Raw genomic sequence first — 17,904 nt, forward strand, 5'->3', positions numbered from 1 at the left:
GTATGGTGAGATCCGCCCAAGCATTCGGTTAGAAATCCGCGGCGGTATCGGCAGGCAAAACTACGCGGTCAACGCACGTTATTTTGGCTCTCGCATAACAACAGGTAATATCAACATTAGCAGTCCGGACGCAAGTTGCCATGCGAGCAACTCAAGCGGGTCCCCGAAGAAAACTGGAAGCGCGAGAAATGAAAGGATACCGTCGCCTGATTCCTTCGCTAAACGCATTGGTCGACTTTGAAGCCGTTGCGCGGCTCAAGAGTTTCACGCTCGCAGCCGACGAACTCGGTGTCACGCAGGCCGCCGTCAGCCGGCAGATCCGCTTTCTGGAAGACGCCATGAAGCTGCAGTTGTTTCATCGGCTGCATCGCTCGATCGCGCTCACGAAAGAAGGCGAAGCCCTCTTTTTCGTCACATCGGAATCGCTCCAGAAGATCGCGGGCACCTTCGACAGTCTCAGCAGCAACACACGCGAGCAGGAGTTCGCCATCCTGGCGACCGCCGCGTTTTCACAATTCCGCATCTTGCCCAGGCTGCCGCTGCTCAAGCGCTCGCAGCCGCAATTGAAGCTTCGCCTGACCACGCAGATGTTCACCGCGGACCTGCGTCATAACGAAGTGGATATTGCTATTCGCTATGGTTCGGGCAACTGGCGCGACGGTCACTCAACGCTGCTCTTCAATGAGGAGGTGGTGCCTGTCTGCTCGCCATCATGGCTCGAAGCACATGGCGAATTTCAGTCGCCGCATGACCTGAGCGATGCCCCGCTCATTGCCTACGACTCCACGTCGGAGGGCTGGATGGGCTGGGAAGACTGGTTCGACGCAGTGGGCATCAAGCGCAGCCGGCTGAATTATGTCCTGCGTTGCAGCCTGTACACCGATGCCATTCATGCCGCGTTGCAGGGCCAGGGCATCGTGCTCGGCTGGCGGCGGATGCTGGGCGACATGCTGACGTCGGGACGCCTGGTGCCGCTCGGCGACGCGTGCGTGAAAATGACCGACGCGTATTACGCCGTCGTGCCGCACGGACACGCCGTCACGCCCGCGGTGGATGCCGTCATCGAATGGCTTCGTGAGGAACCGGCGGCGTGAATCGAGGGTGTTTCGGCTCCTCACCGCTGCCATTACTTATTGTTATGCGAGCGAGCAAATAAAGCGCATTGACGCTTCGAATTGGCCTGTCGATACTCCGTTCATCACGCAACTCATGTCGCGCCTGACAACGTAGGGAATCTGATAGGGACCAGCGGATGTCGAGCACCAATGGCACTATGCACGGCACTACGCACGGCGCTTTGTTTCGCAGTCGGGCTTCAGGTCACGGCATGCCCGGCGCCCTGTTCGGGCGGCAGGACGTGTTTGAGAACGACGTCGATATCTTCTTCCACAAGCACTGGATCATGGCGGGTGTCACTGCCGACGTACGCGAGCCTGGCGATGTCTCGGCGGTCGATATTGGCCGCGCCTCGATCATCATCGTTCGCGACGATGACAACGTCGTTCGAGCGTATCGGAACGTGTGCCGTCATCGCGGCGCGCGCCTGCGCGAGCAAGGCAAGGGTTCCGTGGGAATGCTCGTCTGCCCCTACCATCAGTGGACGTACAGCCTCGACGGCGATCTTAAACACGCAGCGCACATGGGACAGGATTTCGATCCGACCTGCCGCAGCCTGATGCCCGTCCCCCTACGCGTAATAGGCGGGTTGATCTTTGTGTGCCTGAACGACGAAGCGCCCGCGGACATTGCGGCGCTTGACGAGACCATGGCGCCACGCCTGGAACCGTTCGATCTGGCCCGCACAAAAATTGCCTACGAAACGGACATCATTGAAAACGGCAACTGGAAGCTGGCAATTGAAAACAATCGCGAATGCTATCACTGCGGCGCAACGCATCCCGAGCTTACCGTATCGTTCCTGGCCGAAGATTTCGGCTTCTGCCCCGACGGCTTAAGTGAGGAATCGGAGCGCGCGCTCGTTGAATATCGGGCGCGTAACGCGGCTTCGCTGGCGAGCTGGCACAAGGAGGGACTGCTCAGCGAAGCCGTAGAACGACTGGATGACGTAGCCACGCTGTTCCGAACACAGCGCCTGGTCATAGCCGGCAACGGCGAATCGCAAACGATGAATACAAAGGTCGCCAGCACCCGGCTGCTCGGCGACAACACGCGCCGAGATCTCGGCGATACCCATTTGTGGACGCACAACTCGTGGTCGCATGTCATGAGCGACCACGCGGTCATTTCGTACCTCATCCCGCTTGCACCGGATCGGACACTGGTCAGAACCAAGTGGCTCGTTCACGAGGATGCGATCGAGGGCGTTGACTACGCGCTGTCCGATCTGATCGAGGTATGGCAGGCAACCAATGCTCAGGACGCCCGCCTTGTTGCGATCAATCACCAGGGTACGCAAGACCCCGGCTACCGGCCCGGACCTTTCTCGCCTTTCACCGAGTCGTATCTCGAACGATTTTCAAGCTGGTACGCGACGCGGCTGGAAGCGCACGGCATCTGATGCCATGACTCGCGTCACGCTTGTGATCTGGCGCGGTCACCGGATATTGATGTGCCTAGCGTTTAATTCATACAGGAATACTATTCAAATACAAATTTTCGCGGTCGTCGACGAACTCGCGAACACTTCTATTCGACTAGCCGGCAAGCTTGGCGACCTTCATTCGCCCAGGTATAGAAATGACTGTTCGTCTTCGATACTGTTTCTAACAAACTCACCATTGGTCGCGTGGCACCCGCATTCGTAGATGATCTAAATCGCTCAACAACACCAAGCGGCAACGTAGCTTAAACGCCGACCAATCCCATTACATCAATCAATCGGCTAGCACAATAATGACGACCCGGCGGTTTTGCTCGCGGCCCTCCGCCGTACGGTTGTCAGCAACAGGATTGCGCTTGCCTAAACTCTGTTGTCGGATGTGACTCGGCGCGATGCCTGCATCCACCAATATACGGGTCACTGCAGCCGCGCGCCTCATTGAAAGAGCGTCGTTGTAGGTCAAGCTGCCAACCGAGTCGGTATAACCCAGTACTCTTAGATCGACGAGACCAACTGCGTTGAGCGAGCGCCCGATTTCCAGAACAACCTGGCGGCTCTCGGGCGTAAGTTGGTCCTCGTCTGTATCGAACAGAAGCTTGTCCGATAATCCCAGTATCCACCCGTCTTCGGTCTTCACAAACCCGTCCCGCTCCAGGACCGCCACCCGCATACCCGCCAGGTCCTGTGGCGCGCTCGCAGGGATTGTCTTGCAGCCGCTCAGCGCCGCGGCACACAGCAACACCACGGCCAGCAGGCGCGTTCTGCGCGAAAACAGCGTTAACGTTTTAAGCATTTCCCCTACTCATTAAAATGAACCATGCGACCTCGAAGACCGGCGGCGTTGTAACGCCACTCCTTGTTGCCTCGAGCCTTGGCCAGGTACATTGCTATGTCGGCCGCGCGGATCAGACCGATGCCATCCAGCGCATCATCGGGATAGACCGCCATGCCCACGCTCACCGAAGACATGACCGTCGTGCCGTCATCGAATACGATAGGCTCCCGCATCGCCACGGCGATGTTCCAGGCGACGCGACTGGCATCCTCCGCGTCCCGCAGGGGCGAAAGCAGCGCGGCGAATTCGTCGCCGCCCAGCCGCGCAACGAGGTCCCCCGCGCGAAGCTGCTCACGAACGCGCGCCGCCACGGCGACGAGCACCTTGTCGCCCGCTGCATGACCCATGGTGTCGTTCACCTCCTTGAATCGATCGGCATCAAGGAAAAGCACCGCAAACCTTTGCTTGTCCCGTGTCGCGCGCTCCACCTCGTGCGCGAGGCGACGCTCGAAAAGCGTCCGGTTAGGAAGACCCGTCAGACTGTCATGGGTGGCCTGATGTGCAAGCGACTTATTTTCGAGCTGCATGCCCGCCTCCCACTTCTCAAGTTGTTCGAGCAGAGCATTAAAATCGCTTGCGAGATCGTTCAACTCCGTAATGTGCGCAGGCGGCACTCGCTGCCCGAACGAGCGGGCGCTACGCACCTGATGCGTCACGCGAGCAAGCTCGCCAAGTGGAATAGTGATGCGATTGAAGATTCGTCTCGAAAGATATAGCGTGCTCGCCACGCTCAAGGCCATGCCCGCAGCAATCCACAAGAAGCCCGTCACGATAAAAGCGAGCAGTCCGTTTGGGCTGCCGTGAAGCCGGATTTCACCGACCGGTACGCCTTCGTTAAGGATCGGCACCGCAACCGCACTGCGCCATGGAAGCCTGTCGACGAGCCCCCAGATCTTCTCGTGCGAGTCGTTACGTGTGCGCTGCCACGTGGCCAGGCGGCCGCCATGGATATCGAAGACGGAAACCGACTCCACCTCATCACTCGATGCAATACGGGCAATTGAATCGAGTGCCGCACGCTGATCGTTGAAGACAACGGCGGCCTCCGCACTATAAGCAATTGATCGGGCGAGCAGTTGCAGGTTATGGTTCTCGAGCGCCTGCAGCCTGATCATTCCCACTATCATCAGTGAGCCGCCTGTGAGGCTTACCGCGATGAGCGCACACACGAGATGCACGCGCCGCAAGGTACGCGCGAGCGTCAGCGGCGGTGACGTGGTCCGGATGCCAGGAGGTGTCATCTCCTGTCCTCCCTACGCGCAAGCAGCAGCACGTCTGGGTCTATTCGCAGACCGCTACGGGCGATTCCATCGAGGTTCGCGGCAAACGAAACCGCACCGCTCACGCGCGTCAGGCAAAAGAGACTGCCCTGTGCACACGCTTCGTCATCGCCTCCTACGCTGAGTACCGGGAGCCCTGCCAGCCGGCGGAAAAGTTGTTGTGCGGCTGCGCCGGTCACTTCGATATACAGCACGTCGCAGTCGGTCTCAAGGCGCGTGTCTGCGATCGCGTAGTGCCGTGTTACCACCGGCCGGCCCGTGTTTTCCGCAGTGAACCGGCTTAAGCTGCCGGCGTAGAGCGCGGGAGTCACGACGCAAAGCCGCCTGACGGAATAACTGGCCGGCCAGCGCGTAAAGCTGACGATTCCTTTAATAATGCGCGCCACCTGATCTGCACGCGCTGGCCCATCGGCAATCTCCGGAGGCGCTGCCGTTTGCCCCTGCGCCACGCATGACGTCAGTCCGCTCACCAAAACCACCGAGCAAAATGCCATATATGACAGAGCCCGAACAGCGAGGCGTCGCAACGCGTGCAATCCACCGGAGACAGGTAGGTTATCAGTGTACGTATGTGGCTCAATCATAAATCCGTGAGGCTCAGCTAACACTTGTCTCTGCGATAGGCTTACGGGGCCAGGATCGTCAATTCGATCAGGATGTCTTAATACTGTTTCCTGATTTTTCCGAGCCTGTCCAAGAGGGAGAACATCCAAGGATTGGCGTGAGCGAAAGGAAGATGCGTCAGGTTAAAGCACCTTGATAACCTCGGCCATGTCAGCTAAGCCAGTCTTATTGGTGAATTCTTTCACGCCTTCCCCGCCTCATGCTAATCCTGTTTAGGTTGGCGGTTTGTCAACCTTTGTTAGACGCAACCCGCCGTCCACACAATCGCCGTCCTTGAGGCAGTGTTCAGGACAAGTCGGAGGGTGATCGACGGCGTCATCAATCGACCTATAGTCAACGCACAGCCGATAAAGTCTACTGTTAAATACGGTTAAATTATCGAGAAATCGAACACGCTCGCCAGTGCATGATTAGAATGAAGAAAATTGAATTTTCTTAGCAACAATGGCAAATCCATCTTTCTCTGGAAAGAGAAGTCAGGGTTCCACATTATCCACTTGGAGTCACTAACTAGGTCTTGCGAGACAACCACGGGAACCCCGGAGCAAGCGTTCGACACTACGCATCGTAGGACGCCAGGCTTATCCGGCCCGTGCTGGAACATGTGTGCACGTATTCATTCGGGTTGCATATGATTGAAAGTTCCGACGATATCCGCCTGGCACCGCCCGCCTCACCCGTCCTCGTTCTTTTGATTGATGATCAAGCCTGTGTTGGCGAAGTCATCAGACGCGCCCTCTCGTCCGAAGCCGATATTGAGCTTCACGTCTGCACGGATCCGCGAAGAGCCTTGAACACGGCGATGCAGTTGCAACCATCCGTCATCTTGCAGGATCTCGTGATGCCGGGTATCGACGGACTGGACCTCGTGCGGGTCTGGCGCACGACTCCGGCTACGTCAAAGATTCCGGTCATCGTGTTGTCCACGGAAGAAGAATCAACGGTGAAGCACGCCGCCTTTCTGGCGGGTGCTAACGATTACCTTGTAAAGCTACCCGACGCAATTGAATTGATTGCACGTATTCGCTATCACTCGAGCGCCTACCAGGCAATGCGTCACCGGGACGAGGCACTCGACTTTCTCTCGCATGACATGCGCTTGCCGCAAGTATCAATTCTAGCGTTGGTCGACAACCATCGCGATGAATTCGGTCACGCGTCGGTCGTCTTCGAAAGGATCGAAATGCATGCGCGGCGTACGCTCGCGCTAGCGGACGGGTTCATCCGCCTGACACTTGCCCAGTCAGAAACGAAAGCGCTGGAAATGACGGATCTGAGCGAGATCGTGGTCGACGCAGTCGATCAGTTGTGGGAAAAGGCACGTCGATTTGGGAGCCGGATTGTCATGGATGTTCCTGCCACGCAGTGTCTTTACCTGGCGGATCGCATGATGCTCACGCGCGCCATCAGCAACCTGATCGATAACGCGCTGAAGTATGGCCCTGCGCGCTCCGAGGTCCGTTGCCGTCTTGTGTCCGATGCTAACGAATGGGTAATCAGCGTGGAGGACGCAGGCACCGGAATTTCTTCATCCGGGACTCAACAAGCCGTGGAACCGTTCGTGAGAATCCAGCCAGGCGCGAACTCCGCCGACGACGGCTTCGGACTCGGCCTTGCGTTTGTGAAGATGACCGCGCTCAAGCACCGCGGCGATCTTTCGATGCAGCACGCTCCCGTGGGGTTCGTGGTTGCGATCAAGCTTCCCAGGCAGTGACGGAGATCAGCCATCTACCATTCGAACCTATGATTGAAGCAACCAATAAAACAAGGCCCGGCGCAATCGGCGGTCGTCGCCCTGCGCGCGTGGTGCAACTTGACCCTGCGCCACATCGGCTGCGCCGGTTCCGTTCACACGCGCTTCATCAAGGCGTTCGCATCTGGCGCAATGCGAACGCCTGTGGTGACCTGTGGATCGAGTTGCTGAACAGCTACGGATTCGATCCGTGTGCGGCGCTCAGCTTTACCGTAATGCAAGATTTTGAAGGCGACCAGTTCACGCTCTTCAAATTTCCGCATGTTGACCTGGATAACCTCTACGGCCTGCAAGTACAGGAACTGGCGATCTACGACTCGCTTGAAGAGCGGCTATCTGGGCAAACACAGCGTGATAACACCGTCATTATGGAAGTGGATGGCTTCTATCTACCCGACATGAAGGGGACGTGGTACCGGTCCGACCACGTCAAGACAACCATAGGAATTGACTACATCAATACACGGACACGACAACTAGGCTATTTTCATAACGCCGGTTATTTCTTTTTGTATGGTAAGGACTACGACGGGGTACTTCATCGGTTACCCGAGTTTTACAAACAATCCAATCTTCTATTACCCTACGTTGAATTTTCCAAGCGGATACGACCGGCGCTTGAAGGAACTGCCCTTGCGGAAGCATCCGCCGACCTGTTGATTGTGCATCTGGCCCGGCGCCCGGCAAGCAATCCCATAGATCGTTGGCGCAGCGCGTTTCCCGGGCACATGGATACGATCCTGGAACGTGGAAACCCTTACCTCCAACTCTACGCATTCAATCTGATGCAGCAACTAGGTGCGAATTTTCAGTACCTGGCGAAATATCTGGACTGGATGCGCACACAAGGATTCGATATCCCCACAGCCATTTCAGCCGCGGCGCAAAAGATCGCTAGCGAAGCGATGATGATGAAGTTCCGTGTGGCCAGAGCGAACCTGGACAAGCGGACGGACCTGTGCGACGACTGCTTCGACGTATTGGCGGCATCTTATGACCAGACCATCGGTTCCCTCGATGCGCTCATAGGTTAGGCGCGCGCTGTACCTATAAACAACGGGAACAAACACCGCTCAGGATTGTTCCTCTGACACCCTGTCGAATCGATACCCGTAGCCATAGATGGGGACGATCCGATAGCCATTCTGGGGCCGCAGTTGAAGCTTCGAACGAATATGGGAGATGTGCGTATCCATCGTCCGCGAGGGCAGCTCGACATCCCGCCGCCACACCGTTTCGCGTATGTGCGTACGCGACAGGGGTCTGGCGAGGTTCCGGAATAGCAGCAAGGCGAGTTCGAATTCCTTGTGCGTCAGGCTGACGGGAATTCCGCCTACTGAGACGTGTTGCGTAGCGCAATCGAAATCGTAGACGCCGAAGATTTGGTGAGCCTCTGCTGAGACGAGCGGATAGACGCGCCTCAGGATGGTCTCCACGCGGGCCAGCAGCATGCAACGCGACACCGGCTTGACAATGTAATCGTCGGCGCCCGCATTGAGCATGGCGACCATATCTGCCTCAAAGCTTCTGTTGGTCACGAACAGGACGGCGAGATTGGGTTTTAACTTCTCCCTGATCCATTTCAGGACCAGGTCGCCGGACATGCTCGGCATGTTCCAGTCGAGCACCAGCAAGTCGTAAGTCTGCCGCCTCAACTCGTAGATAAACACTCTTGCATCGGTGAAGATATGACAGGTGTGGCCAGCCGCCGTAAGGGTTTGAGTCACAAAATCGTTGTGCTCAAGGTCATCATCTAACACGCAGATTCGCATTGCCACGGGTCCTTGATAATCGCGTTGATCTTTTGCCGGTCCTCATGGGCAAACAGTGCCGGTTCATGCCTGCAATCAAACTGCCGAGAGTGGTACTCGCTGTTTTCATGTCATCGCATTCGCGCAAGCCAGCGAGAGATGAAACAGCGCAAGGTGGTTGTCGATATCGATTAAAGCGAGCCGTTTTGAGGTGCTAAAACTTGCCCCTTGCATCTTGGCGTTAGCGGACGTGCCCAGCGCTGGCGAGAGAGCCCTGATTTCCGCGAATTGCCGCGTTCATTCGCCTGATCAAATGCTGCATCGATGACGGTATCAAGCATATCCAAAAAAGCCGCGATGAAATGTCAATCAATGCAAGGTGGCGTTAGCGCCGAGATTCCAGATTTCCAGGCGGGTGCTGAAGACGCGTGAGCAAGCGCCTCGTCAATTTTCGGCACAAGCTAATCGCGCGTCAGAAGATCAATCCCGCTATAACCGCCGCAAGCGAGATCTGGATTCAAGCAAACACCGGACATATTAAGTTCTTAGTTAAATCACAATGGGGCGCGCGCAGCTCGCCCTTATCCCAAAGCGTCCAAGCCTCAACATGCCGTCCAGCGACATGCGCCGACTCACGCTAAAATGTCCAACTAACGCGATGCAGCACGCACCTGCCTGCGCTCAAGGTCGCTTGAGTCGACACCGGGATCACAGGAGACATTCGTTCAATGAACGGCGCAGACTTACCAGGCATGCTTCCCGCGATGCTGCCGCGACTATGGGCGTTCGCGCTTCGCATTTCAGGCGATCGGCACGACGCCGAGGATCTCGTCCAGAGAGCTTGCGTCCGGGCGCTTGAACGAGCGCATCAATTGCAGCCCGACACATCCCCGCTAAGCTGGATGTTTTCAATCGTCCATTCCACCTGGATCAACGAGCTGCGAGCGCGCAGCGTACGCAAGCGCTCCAGCATGGATTGGGACGATGACTTTCTCGAAAACATCGCCGACCCCGTCGACAAAGGTCCGGAAACCCAGCTCATGCACGGCCAGATCATCAGCGCCGTTGAACGGCTGCCCGAAACGCAGCGTGTGGTCATGTTGCTGGTCGCGGTGGAAGGCTTGAGCTATCAGGAAGCGGCCGATGTTCTGGAGGTCCCCATCGGCACTATCATGAGCCGGTTGTCGCGGGCACGTCAGGCGGTTGGCGCGTTGTTAGGCACGCCTGATTCGAAAGCCCGGGCCTCGGTCGCACGCAAGGACTCCATCGCATGAAAGCCGACGACCTCATGCTAATGGCGTACGTAGACGGCGAACTGGCTCCCGAAGAGAGCCGGGAAGTCGAGGCGCTCATCCGCGCTTCTGCTGAAGCCGCGGAGCTGGTAGCGCTGCTGCAAGCATCGCGTCTTGACTACAAGCGGGCGTTCGCTACGCAAAAATTGCCGCCGGTGCCGGACTCGCTGACCCGGAAGATCGAAGCGATGGCCCTTGCACACAGCGCTAAAAGCGCGGCTGCAGGCGCAAACGATCCTTCAGTTCCAGCGCCCTCCGTTACCCCCGCCGCCGCACCGGTTCGCTCGCGTTTGCGCGCGGTTCCCACGTGGCTCGCGGCGGCGTGCGTCGCCGCCGCGTTTTGCGGTGGACTCTTTTTGCGGCCCGGAACGTTTGCTCTTCTCAGCCCGGGCTTGCCGAGTTCCGGCAGCGCCGCCATGGCAAGCTCCGGCCTCTCGCCTTGGGTAACCGCGGCGGTTGGCTATCAGCAGCTTTATACGCGCGACACGCTGGCTTACGCCGACGAGGATCCGGCAGCGACATCAAAAATAGTCGATGACATTCGCCATGACGACAAACTCGCGCTGCGCATTCCCGACCTAAGCAGCGCGGGCCTGACTTTCAAGTCCGTGCGCCGCTTGCAATTCAACAACAAGCCGCTCGTGCAAATCGTTTATCTGCCTGAGAAAGGACCGCCCGTCGCGCTATGCGTCATGAAAGACGTGAAGTCGGATCAAGCGGTTGCAGCACAGGTGGTCGACACCATGCACGTGGTCACATGGCGGCAAGCGGAACTTAGCTATGCGTTGATCGGCAAGACCGAAGGCGTCGATCTGGACGCACTCGGCAAGCGTATTTCGAACCGCGAGGTGGAGCAGCTATTTAGCAAGGCGACTTCAGCGCTGTTCCCGCTAGCCGGGTAAGCAATGGCCGGCCTAAGGCTTATAAGCTGGTGAACGCCTGACGCCTTGAGCCGTGCAGGCCGGTTGGCGCTTGGCGGAATGCTTAGTCCGTCGAATCACGTCCGGTTGCACGAAACACACAGCCCGCCGCTCATCGGCGAAACGCAGATACACTTATAACAGGCCTGTTTAGCGGAAACCGACCACTTACCGAATCGGCGCACGAGAAAAAGCGCGAATTTGATCATCAGCGAAAGTAACTGCTCAGTCTTATGAAATCGGACGATATCCTGCTAATGGCCTACGTGGACGGCGAACTCCCGCCGCACCAACGCGAGGAAGTCGAGCGCGAACTGCGCACGTCTCCCGACGCGGCGGAGCGTGTCGCGTTGTTGCACGCATCGCGGCTACCGTACCGTGATGCGTTCGCCGCGCAAAAGTTGCCGCCCGTGCCGGCTAGTCTTAGCGCAAAGATCGAAGAGATGGCGCGTGTGGCTAAAGCGCAAACTGCCCGGCCCGTCGCCAGTCCCGACGTTAGCGTCAACGATCCCGTCGTTCCCCGTGCTCCAGGCAGTGCGTCCTCGTCACCCGTCCGCTCACGGCTACGCGTTGCGCCGGCGTGGCTAGGCGTCGCCTTCCTGGCCGGCGCATTTGCCTGCGGACTGGTGCTTCGGCTAGGTCCCGGCATGGGTCCGGCATCGAATGCCGGCGCTTCGCTTGCGTCGGTCGGCATGAGCGTATCGCCTTGGGTGATGGCGGCGGCCGGCTATCAGCAGCTCTATTCCCGCGAGACGCTGGCGAACGTCGTTCCCGACACCAACCTGTCGATCAAGACCGTCAAGGAAATTCGCCAGGACGATGGCCTCGCGCTGCGCATTCCGGACCTGAGCGCATCCGGCCTCACATTCAAGCGCGTGCAGCGCCTGCGGTTCAACAACAAACCGCTCGTGCAAATTGTCTATCTTCCAGAGAAAGGCGCGCCCGTTGCGCTGTGCGTGATGAAGGAGGCCAAGCCAGATGCCGCGGTGGCCGATCAGCGGGTCGACTCCATGACCGTTGTCACATGGCGGCAAGCCGGGTTGGGCTATGCGTTGATCGGTCAGCCGGAAAGTGTCGACCTGACGGTGCTTGGCAAGCAGATATCGGCTGGCGGAACCGCTCCGTTGTTCAGCCGGGAAATCTCCTTGCCGGTAGCTGCCGCCCTGGCGTCGGTTAACGTGGCGCCAAGCGTGGAATAAATTGATCGCCTGGCTGTTCTGTTGATTGGACCCGTCTTTTACCGGCGCATCCGGCACTTAGCGACACGTATGAGGTCATCTAAACGTAAAGCGTTCGCTGCACCGCATTGCAGCGGTGAACAGCGAACCAGGCATCAAGGTGTGTAACCTCGCCTCTCCCGCTATCAGGCCCCCGCGCGCACGCGTTCAACCTCCGTGCTCTTCACATCATCGCGCTGCTTGAACAGTGTGAAGTCGAAATCGATCAGCACGAACTGACCCTCCACGCCATACGGTTTGCCTTGCGCCCCTTCCGCCCTCTTAAGCTCGGGTACAAGACCATCGCGCGTGGCAAACGCGAAGTCGTCCCACAGATACGGATCACCATCAATATTGATCTGCGTCGTCAGCTTGCGATAACCCGGCGCTGAGATAAAGAAGTGAATATGCGCCGGACGATGACCATGACGACCCAACTGATCGAGTAATTGCTGGGTCTTGCCCGCGGGCGGCACGCTGTAGCCGACCGGCACGACACTCGTAAAGCTATAGTTACCCGCGCTATCGGTACGAATGGTTCGACGCAGATTGAATGCCGGTTGCGACGCGTCGAAATATGAATAGTTACCCAGATGATTCGCGTGCCATACCTCAACCAGCGCATCCTTCAGTGGCGCGCCATCTTCGCCGTTCACGCGACCACGCATCACGAGCGTTTCGCCCGGATCGGTGCCGTCATCCAGACGCGCATGCCCGACCGACTCCGGCGCACCCGCTACATACAACGGGCCTTCGATCGTGCGCGGCGTGCCGCCTTCTATACCGGCCTTCGCTTCCGCCTCGTCCATCCTCAAGTCGAGGAAATGCTCGAAGCCCAGGCCCGCAGCAAGCAGTCCAAGCTCTCCGCTCTTGCCCGCTTCGCCAAGATAGTTGAGCGCGGTCCAGAACTCGTCGGGCTGCACATCGAGATCTTCGATCGTATAAAACAGGTCTCGCATAACGCGATTCACGATCGCCTTCGTGCGCGCATTGCCTTCGCTGGTTGCGCTGTCGTTAATGGTCTTGAGCAGCACGTCGATAGCTTGATGGTTCATTTTTGTCTCCGTGTGTTATGTGATGTCGGTGTTCGTTGATACGGACTACTGCAGGATCATTAAGGTCAACGCCGCAACCGTTCGATACGTTCCCAATCGAGGGTGATGCCCAGACCGGGACCTTGCGGAAGATGCAGCGAAAAGTCTTCATAACGCAGGGGCTCAGTGAGAATTTCCTCAGTCAGCAAGAGCGGGCCGAACAACTCCGTCCCCCACTTCAACGAGCTGAACGTGCTGAATAGTTGCGCCGATGCAATCGTGCCGATCGCCCCCTCCAGCATCGTGCCGCCATACAAATCAATATGCGCCGCAAGCGCTATCGCTGCGACGCTGGCCGCGCCCAGCAGTCCACCGGACTGGGCAATCTTGACGGCGAAGACATCGGCGCAACGGCTGCTCGCCAGTGCGAATGCATCGGTGGGGCCATGCAGCGCTTCGTCAGCCATGATTGGCACGCGAGCCAGGCCGGTAAGCCGTTTGAGGCCGGCGTGGTTCGTGGCGGCGATGGGTTGCTCGACCAGATCAACGCCGGCATCGGCGAAGCGCGGCAACGCCCAGATAGCGTCCGACTCGCTCCATGCCTGGTTCACATCCACGCGAACGTCGCCACGCTCACCGAGCGCTTTCTTGATCGCCACGACATGCGCCACATCGTCGGCCACCGCTCCCGAACCAATCTTCAGCTTGAACACGCGATGCCGCCGCAGGTCGAGCATCTGCTCGGCTTCATCGATATCCCGCCGCGTATCGCCGCTCGCAAGCGTCCATGCGACTTCAACCGAGTCCGTCACCCGGCCGCCGAACAACTCCGACAGCGGCACGCCGATCCGTTGAGCCTGGGCGTCGAAGAGCGCCGTTTCCACCGCGCATTTCGCAAACCGATTGCCCTGAAACAGCGTGCGCAGCTTCGCCATGGCCGCACCGGGCCGCGTTGCATCCAGGCCTTTCAGCAAGGGTGCGAAGTAGGTATCGATATTGACCTTGATGCTCTCGGGACTCTCTTCGCCATACGCGAGACCGCCGATGGTCGTGCCCTCGCCCACGCCGCTTACGCCGTCCGAGCAGCGAATCCGGACCAGCACCAGGGTCTGGCAGTTCATGGTCGCGACCGACAGCCGGTGGGGCCGGATAGTCGGGACATCAACCAGCAGCGTTTCCACGCTTTCTATTCTTACCGCTGTTGCCATTGTGCGTCTCCTCCCGAAGCACACATGGTAGAAACAAACGAACCGGGAAGTCCAACACCGCTTCCGACTACTTTCATACCCTGAAGGTATGAAACCCGTATTCTTCCAAGTGACAAGTGATAAAGCCGTCACAAGGAACCGAACGTGCCTCCCGGTTCCAGCGCAGTCATGGGCAGATGCGCCTAGTCGCCAGTCGTGTCGTCCACCGCCTTCCTCACCGTATCCAGCAACCTCTGCCCGTCGAAGGGTTTCCTGAAAAAGAGGTGGGTATCCTCTTTGAGCTCCACTGCGAAATCCTCGACCCTGTAGCGTCCCGTGATAAAAATCACAGGCATCGTGGGTCGGAGTTCACGCACGCGCCTGCGCAACTCGACACCGCTCAGACCCGGCATGTCGATATCGGAAATAAGACAATCCGGGGCAAGCGATTCAAAGTCGCGCATGAAGTCTTCTGGCGAGGTAAACAGGCGAACCACGAACCCCGAAGAAGCCAACAGGCTTTCGAGAGACTCGAGTACCCGGTAGTCGTCGTCGACAACCGATACGACACGCCGCCTCAGCTCATCCATGTTTAATGTCCCGCTCGCGTTTGTCGAACGTGCATTGCCGGGCACCCCTCGTGCCGAGACCGTGTATCACGATATGCCGAGCCGCCCAGCAATCTTGACGAGTTCAGCAAGCGAACCCGCCGCCATCTTGCGCATGACCTGACCTCGATGCATCTGAAGGGTGACTTCGCTGATTCCCAACTGTGAAGCCGCCTGCTTGTTCAACAAGCCGCTCACCACCAGTTGCAGCACTTCCCGCTCGCGCGGAGTGAGCGTAGCGAAACGCCCACGCACATCGCCCATTTCCGCGCGGTGACGGCGAGCGTTCCTATCTTGTTCGAATGCCGTCTCGACCGCTTGCATCAAACTGCTTTGACTGAACGGCTTGGCGAGGAAATCGACCGCCCCGGCCTTGATCGCACGAACGGATGACGGAATGTCTCCGAAACCGGTAATGAATATAACCGGAGGATGGTCGCCCTCGATCAGCCTGGCATGCAGGTCCAGCCCGTTGGCGCCCGGAAGCTGTACGTCGAGGATGAGGCATGCCGGAATGTCCGCGCGGTCGTACTCGAAATATTCCACGGCGGACGGAAAGGCAATCGATGCGATATTGAGCGACAACAGCAAATCGGACAACGCTTCGCGAATGCGACGATCGTCATCGACCACATAAACAATTTGATCGGGCTGGCTCATTTACCCATGCACCTCAAGGGGAATAAAGAACTCCAATGCGGTGCCATGAGGCTGACGGCTCGACGCCCATAGCTGGCCGCCATGTGCCTCGACAATCGACCTGCAGATCGAAAGCCCCATCCCCATTCCGCTCTCCTTGGTCGAAAAAAAAGGTTCGAATATTCTCTCCACGTCTTCGACGCCGCGCCCTCCATCACTGACCTGCACACACGCGCGCTGGTCCGGGCCGGGCCACGTCCGAACGGTGATCTGCCGCTGCGACAGGCCCACGCCCTCCATCGCCTCGATTGCATTGTTGATCAGGTTGATGATGATCTGCTGGATTTGCGGTCCATCGGCCCACACGTGCGGCAGAGGATAAAGTAACTCCGACATGACTGTGATCGATTTGCGAGCCAGGTCGTCCTCAAACAGCCGGAGCACCTCGGAAACGAGCACATTGAGATCAAGCGCGGCCTTCGATGGCGCGGTCTGCCTGAACAGCGCGCGTATTCTGCTCACGACGTCCGCCGCCGAGTTGCCGTCCCTGACCACCCGCTCCGCAGCCTGGCGCGCTCGCTCGAGATTCGGCGGATCGCTTGATAACCAGCTCTGGCACGCATGACCGTTCGTAACGATCGCCGCCAGCGGCTGGTTCACCTCATGAGCAATCGAGGCAGAAAGTTCGGCCACCGTAGCAATTTTCGTCGCGCGGGAAATGCGTGATTGAGCCGTCCTCAGGGCTTCCTCTGCTTTGCGCCGGTCATCGACATCAACGAACAGGCCATACCACCTTGCAACGTCGCCACGCTCATCGTGGAGAGGCTGGACACGCACCTCGAACCAGCGATATTCCCCGTCGTAGCGGCGCAACCGGTAGGTGGCCTCCATTGGGGCGCCCGCCTCTACGCATCGCCGCCATTCCCCGGCATCTTTCTCCATATCGTCCGGATGAAGGATGGGCCATCCGCGGTCGTAGAGTTGCTGGAAACTCCGGCCTACAAAATCCAGCAGGCGCTTGTTGGCGTATTCCAGTTGACCTTTCCCGTCGTTGACCGTCACCATTCCGGGGATGGTTTCCACCATCAGGCGAAGTTCACGCTCGTTCGCCTCCAGGGCGGCCTCCACGCGCTTACGTGTATCGATATCCCACGCTAGCCCATAGCATCGAACGACCGTACCCCGTCCGTCGTGAAGCGCGTCGGTGCGAGCCTGGTACCAGCGATAGGTGCCGTCATCGCCAAGGAGACGGAACTCATATTCACACGGCTCACCTGTTTGCATCATTTCTTCAAGCGCGTGGCGCTTGAGCGCCACGTCATCCGGATGGACCATGCTATTCCAGTCGAATGGCGCTTCGGCGCCCAGAGCGTCCAGATAGGGGCCTTGCTGATTCAGATAATCGAGTTCTCCACCGGCGCGCTCACTCCACACGAAGCCGGGGAGCATTTGAAGTATCAAGCTCAATTTTTCATTGCTGGCCACCAGCGCCTCGCGAGCCGCATTCTGCCGACTGAGGTCCCGAACGAAGACCGTTCCTGATCTGCGTCGCCCTTCATGGGCCGGCGTAAAGCCAAACTCGACGAGAAAACGCGTGCCGTCACGCCGAACCGCGAACACCTGCAACGCGGCAGACGGCTCCAGATGCGCCTTGGGAATAATTGACCAGACAGGTTCGCCCAGCAACTCGGCACGACTAAAGTCAAACAGGCGTTCTATTGCCGAGTTGGCTTCGGTTATCCGTCCGAGCGTGTCGACAGACAGGATGCCGATCGGGGCGCCGTCCAGTAGGTGACGCAGACGCTCGTCGGGTTTTGTGCGTCGCAAAATGACGTGCAAGCACAAGCCGGCTACGCCCGAAACGAGCAAGCCGAATACAAAGGCTGCGCAAGACATGAAGCCCGGTGACAGATGAGGAAATGGCATCGCAAAGATCGCAGGGGCCCGGTTGCAAGCTATGGCGTCAGCGTGTCGAACACCGCTTCCTGCCATCATCGTTTAGCCATGAAGGTGAGTCGAGCGTTGTGGCCTTGGTGTTTTTACTGACATAGAAACATGTGATAGCGAGGGGTACGCAGGGTGGCTATTATCGGCATGAACCCGTCAGGAGACGCCCGGCAAAGCCTCAGCGATGCACGCGGGACAAATTGCACCGCAACAAACAGGCATGCCGGTTATCGGGATCAATAAAGAGGCGCTTGCGC

Annotated in this window: 16 protein-coding genes; 7 read left to right on the forward strand and 9 right to left on the reverse strand. The window is 58.3% G+C overall.

The genetic code is table 11. The features are described from left to right. Positions 1 to 188: 188 nt before the first annotated feature. Together ACSQ36_RS32745 and ACSQ36_RS32750 are read left to right on the forward strand one after the other, a co-directional pair. Complete coding sequence (locus tag ACSQ36_RS32745) at positions 189 to 1,094, forward strand: LysR substrate-binding domain-containing protein (RefSeq protein ID WP_436185259.1); 906 nt, start codon at positions 189 to 191, stop codon at positions 1,092 to 1,094. Between the two features lie 158 nt (positions 1,095 to 1,252). Then, a complete protein-coding gene (locus tag ACSQ36_RS32750) occupies positions 1,253 to 2,518 on the forward strand; it encodes an aromatic ring-hydroxylating oxygenase subunit alpha (protein ID WP_436185260.1) in 1,266 nt (421 codons plus the stop codon). A gap of 316 nt (positions 2,519 to 2,834) precedes the next feature. On the opposite strand, the gene ACSQ36_RS32755 is transcribed toward ACSQ36_RS32750, so the two are convergent. From ACSQ36_RS32755 to ACSQ36_RS32765, 3 genes are read right to left on the reverse strand one after another with little or no spacing between them, the layout of a single operon-like run. Next, positions 2,835 to 3,353, reverse strand: coding sequence for an OmpA family protein (locus ACSQ36_RS32755; RefSeq protein ID WP_436185261.1), 519 nt, complete (start codon positions 3,351 to 3,353; stop codon positions 2,835 to 2,837). 5 nt (positions 3,354 to 3,358) lie between these two features. Next, positions 3,359 to 4,636: a diguanylate cyclase gene (locus ACSQ36_RS32760; protein ID WP_436185262.1), complete on the reverse strand. Its 1,278-nt coding sequence runs from the start codon at positions 4,634 to 4,636 to the stop codon at positions 3,359 to 3,361. After that, positions 4,633 to 5,145 carry a YfiR family protein gene (locus ACSQ36_RS32765; protein WP_436185263.1) on the reverse strand — a complete coding sequence of 171 codons (513 nt, stop codon included), beginning with the start codon at positions 5,143 to 5,145 and terminating at the stop codon, positions 4,633 to 4,635. Before ACSQ36_RS32765 ends, ACSQ36_RS32760 begins: the two co-directional genes overlap by 4 nt. Before the next feature lie 785 nt (positions 5,146 to 5,930). On the opposite strand from ACSQ36_RS32765, the gene ACSQ36_RS32770 reads away from it, so the two are divergent. Both ACSQ36_RS32770 and ACSQ36_RS32775 read left to right on the forward strand, forming a co-directional pair. Further along, entirely contained in the window at positions 5,931 to 7,013 is a 1,083-nt protein-coding gene (locus tag ACSQ36_RS32770; protein ID WP_436185264.1) for a hybrid sensor histidine kinase/response regulator, read from the forward strand. Positions 7,014 to 7,042: 29 nt separating this feature from the next. Then, positions 7,043 to 8,086, forward strand: coding sequence for a DUF1839 family protein (locus tag ACSQ36_RS32775; protein ID WP_436185265.1), 1,044 nt, complete (start codon positions 7,043 to 7,045; stop codon positions 8,084 to 8,086). 39 nt (positions 8,087 to 8,125) lie between these two features. On the opposite strand, the gene ACSQ36_RS32780 is transcribed toward ACSQ36_RS32775, so the two are convergent. Next, positions 8,126 to 8,824: a response regulator transcription factor gene (locus tag ACSQ36_RS32780; RefSeq protein ID WP_436185266.1), complete on the reverse strand. Its 699-nt coding sequence runs from the start codon at positions 8,822 to 8,824 to the stop codon at positions 8,126 to 8,128. Between the two features lie 707 nt (positions 8,825 to 9,531). Between ACSQ36_RS32780 and ACSQ36_RS32785 the strand changes: the two genes are divergently transcribed. From ACSQ36_RS32785 to ACSQ36_RS32795, 3 genes are all read left to right on the forward strand, one after another. Further along, positions 9,532 to 10,077 (forward strand): RNA polymerase sigma factor, encoded by a 546-nt coding sequence (locus ACSQ36_RS32785; protein ID WP_213763833.1) that lies wholly within the window; start codon positions 9,532 to 9,534, stop codon positions 10,075 to 10,077. After that, the gene (locus tag ACSQ36_RS32790; protein ID WP_436185267.1) at positions 10,074 to 10,997 is read left to right on the forward strand and encodes an anti-sigma factor family protein; all 924 of its coding nucleotides are present in this window, start codon (positions 10,074 to 10,076) and stop codon (positions 10,995 to 10,997) included. The genes ACSQ36_RS32785 and ACSQ36_RS32790 overlap by 4 nt, the downstream gene beginning before the upstream one ends. 251 nt (positions 10,998 to 11,248) lie before the next feature. Continuing rightward, entirely contained in the window at positions 11,249 to 12,214 is a 966-nt protein-coding gene (locus ACSQ36_RS32795; protein WP_436185268.1) for an anti-sigma factor family protein, read from the forward strand. A 164-nt stretch (positions 12,215 to 12,378) separates the two neighbouring features. Here the strand turns inward: ACSQ36_RS32795 and catA are convergent, their stop codons facing one another. From catA to ACSQ36_RS32820, 5 genes are all read right to left on the reverse strand, one after another. Further along, entirely contained in the window at positions 12,379 to 13,287 is a 909-nt protein-coding gene (gene catA, locus ACSQ36_RS32800) for a catechol 1,2-dioxygenase (protein WP_213763836.1), read from the reverse strand. Positions 13,288 to 13,352: 65 nt separating this feature from the next. Next, entirely contained in the window at positions 13,353 to 14,474 is a 1,122-nt protein-coding gene (locus ACSQ36_RS32805) for a muconate/chloromuconate family cycloisomerase (RefSeq protein ID WP_436185269.1), read from the reverse strand. 182 nt (positions 14,475 to 14,656) lie between these two features. Continuing rightward, complete coding sequence (locus ACSQ36_RS32810; protein ID WP_213767859.1) at positions 14,657 to 15,043, reverse strand: response regulator transcription factor; 387 nt, start codon at positions 15,041 to 15,043, stop codon at positions 14,657 to 14,659. A gap of 66 nt (positions 15,044 to 15,109) precedes the next feature. After that, complete coding sequence (locus ACSQ36_RS32815) at positions 15,110 to 15,721, reverse strand: response regulator transcription factor (protein WP_436185270.1); 612 nt, start codon at positions 15,719 to 15,721, stop codon at positions 15,110 to 15,112. After that, the gene (locus ACSQ36_RS32820; protein WP_436185271.1) at positions 15,722 to 17,626 is read right to left on the reverse strand and encodes a PAS domain S-box protein; all 1,905 of its coding nucleotides are present in this window, start codon (positions 17,624 to 17,626) and stop codon (positions 15,722 to 15,724) included. Positions 17,627 to 17,904: the final 278 nt, after the last annotated feature.

It is taken from the genome of Caballeronia sp. LjRoot34, assembly GCF_964253815.1.
In the GTDB taxonomy this organism is placed as follows: domain Bacteria; phylum Pseudomonadota; class Gammaproteobacteria; order Burkholderiales; family Burkholderiaceae; genus Caballeronia.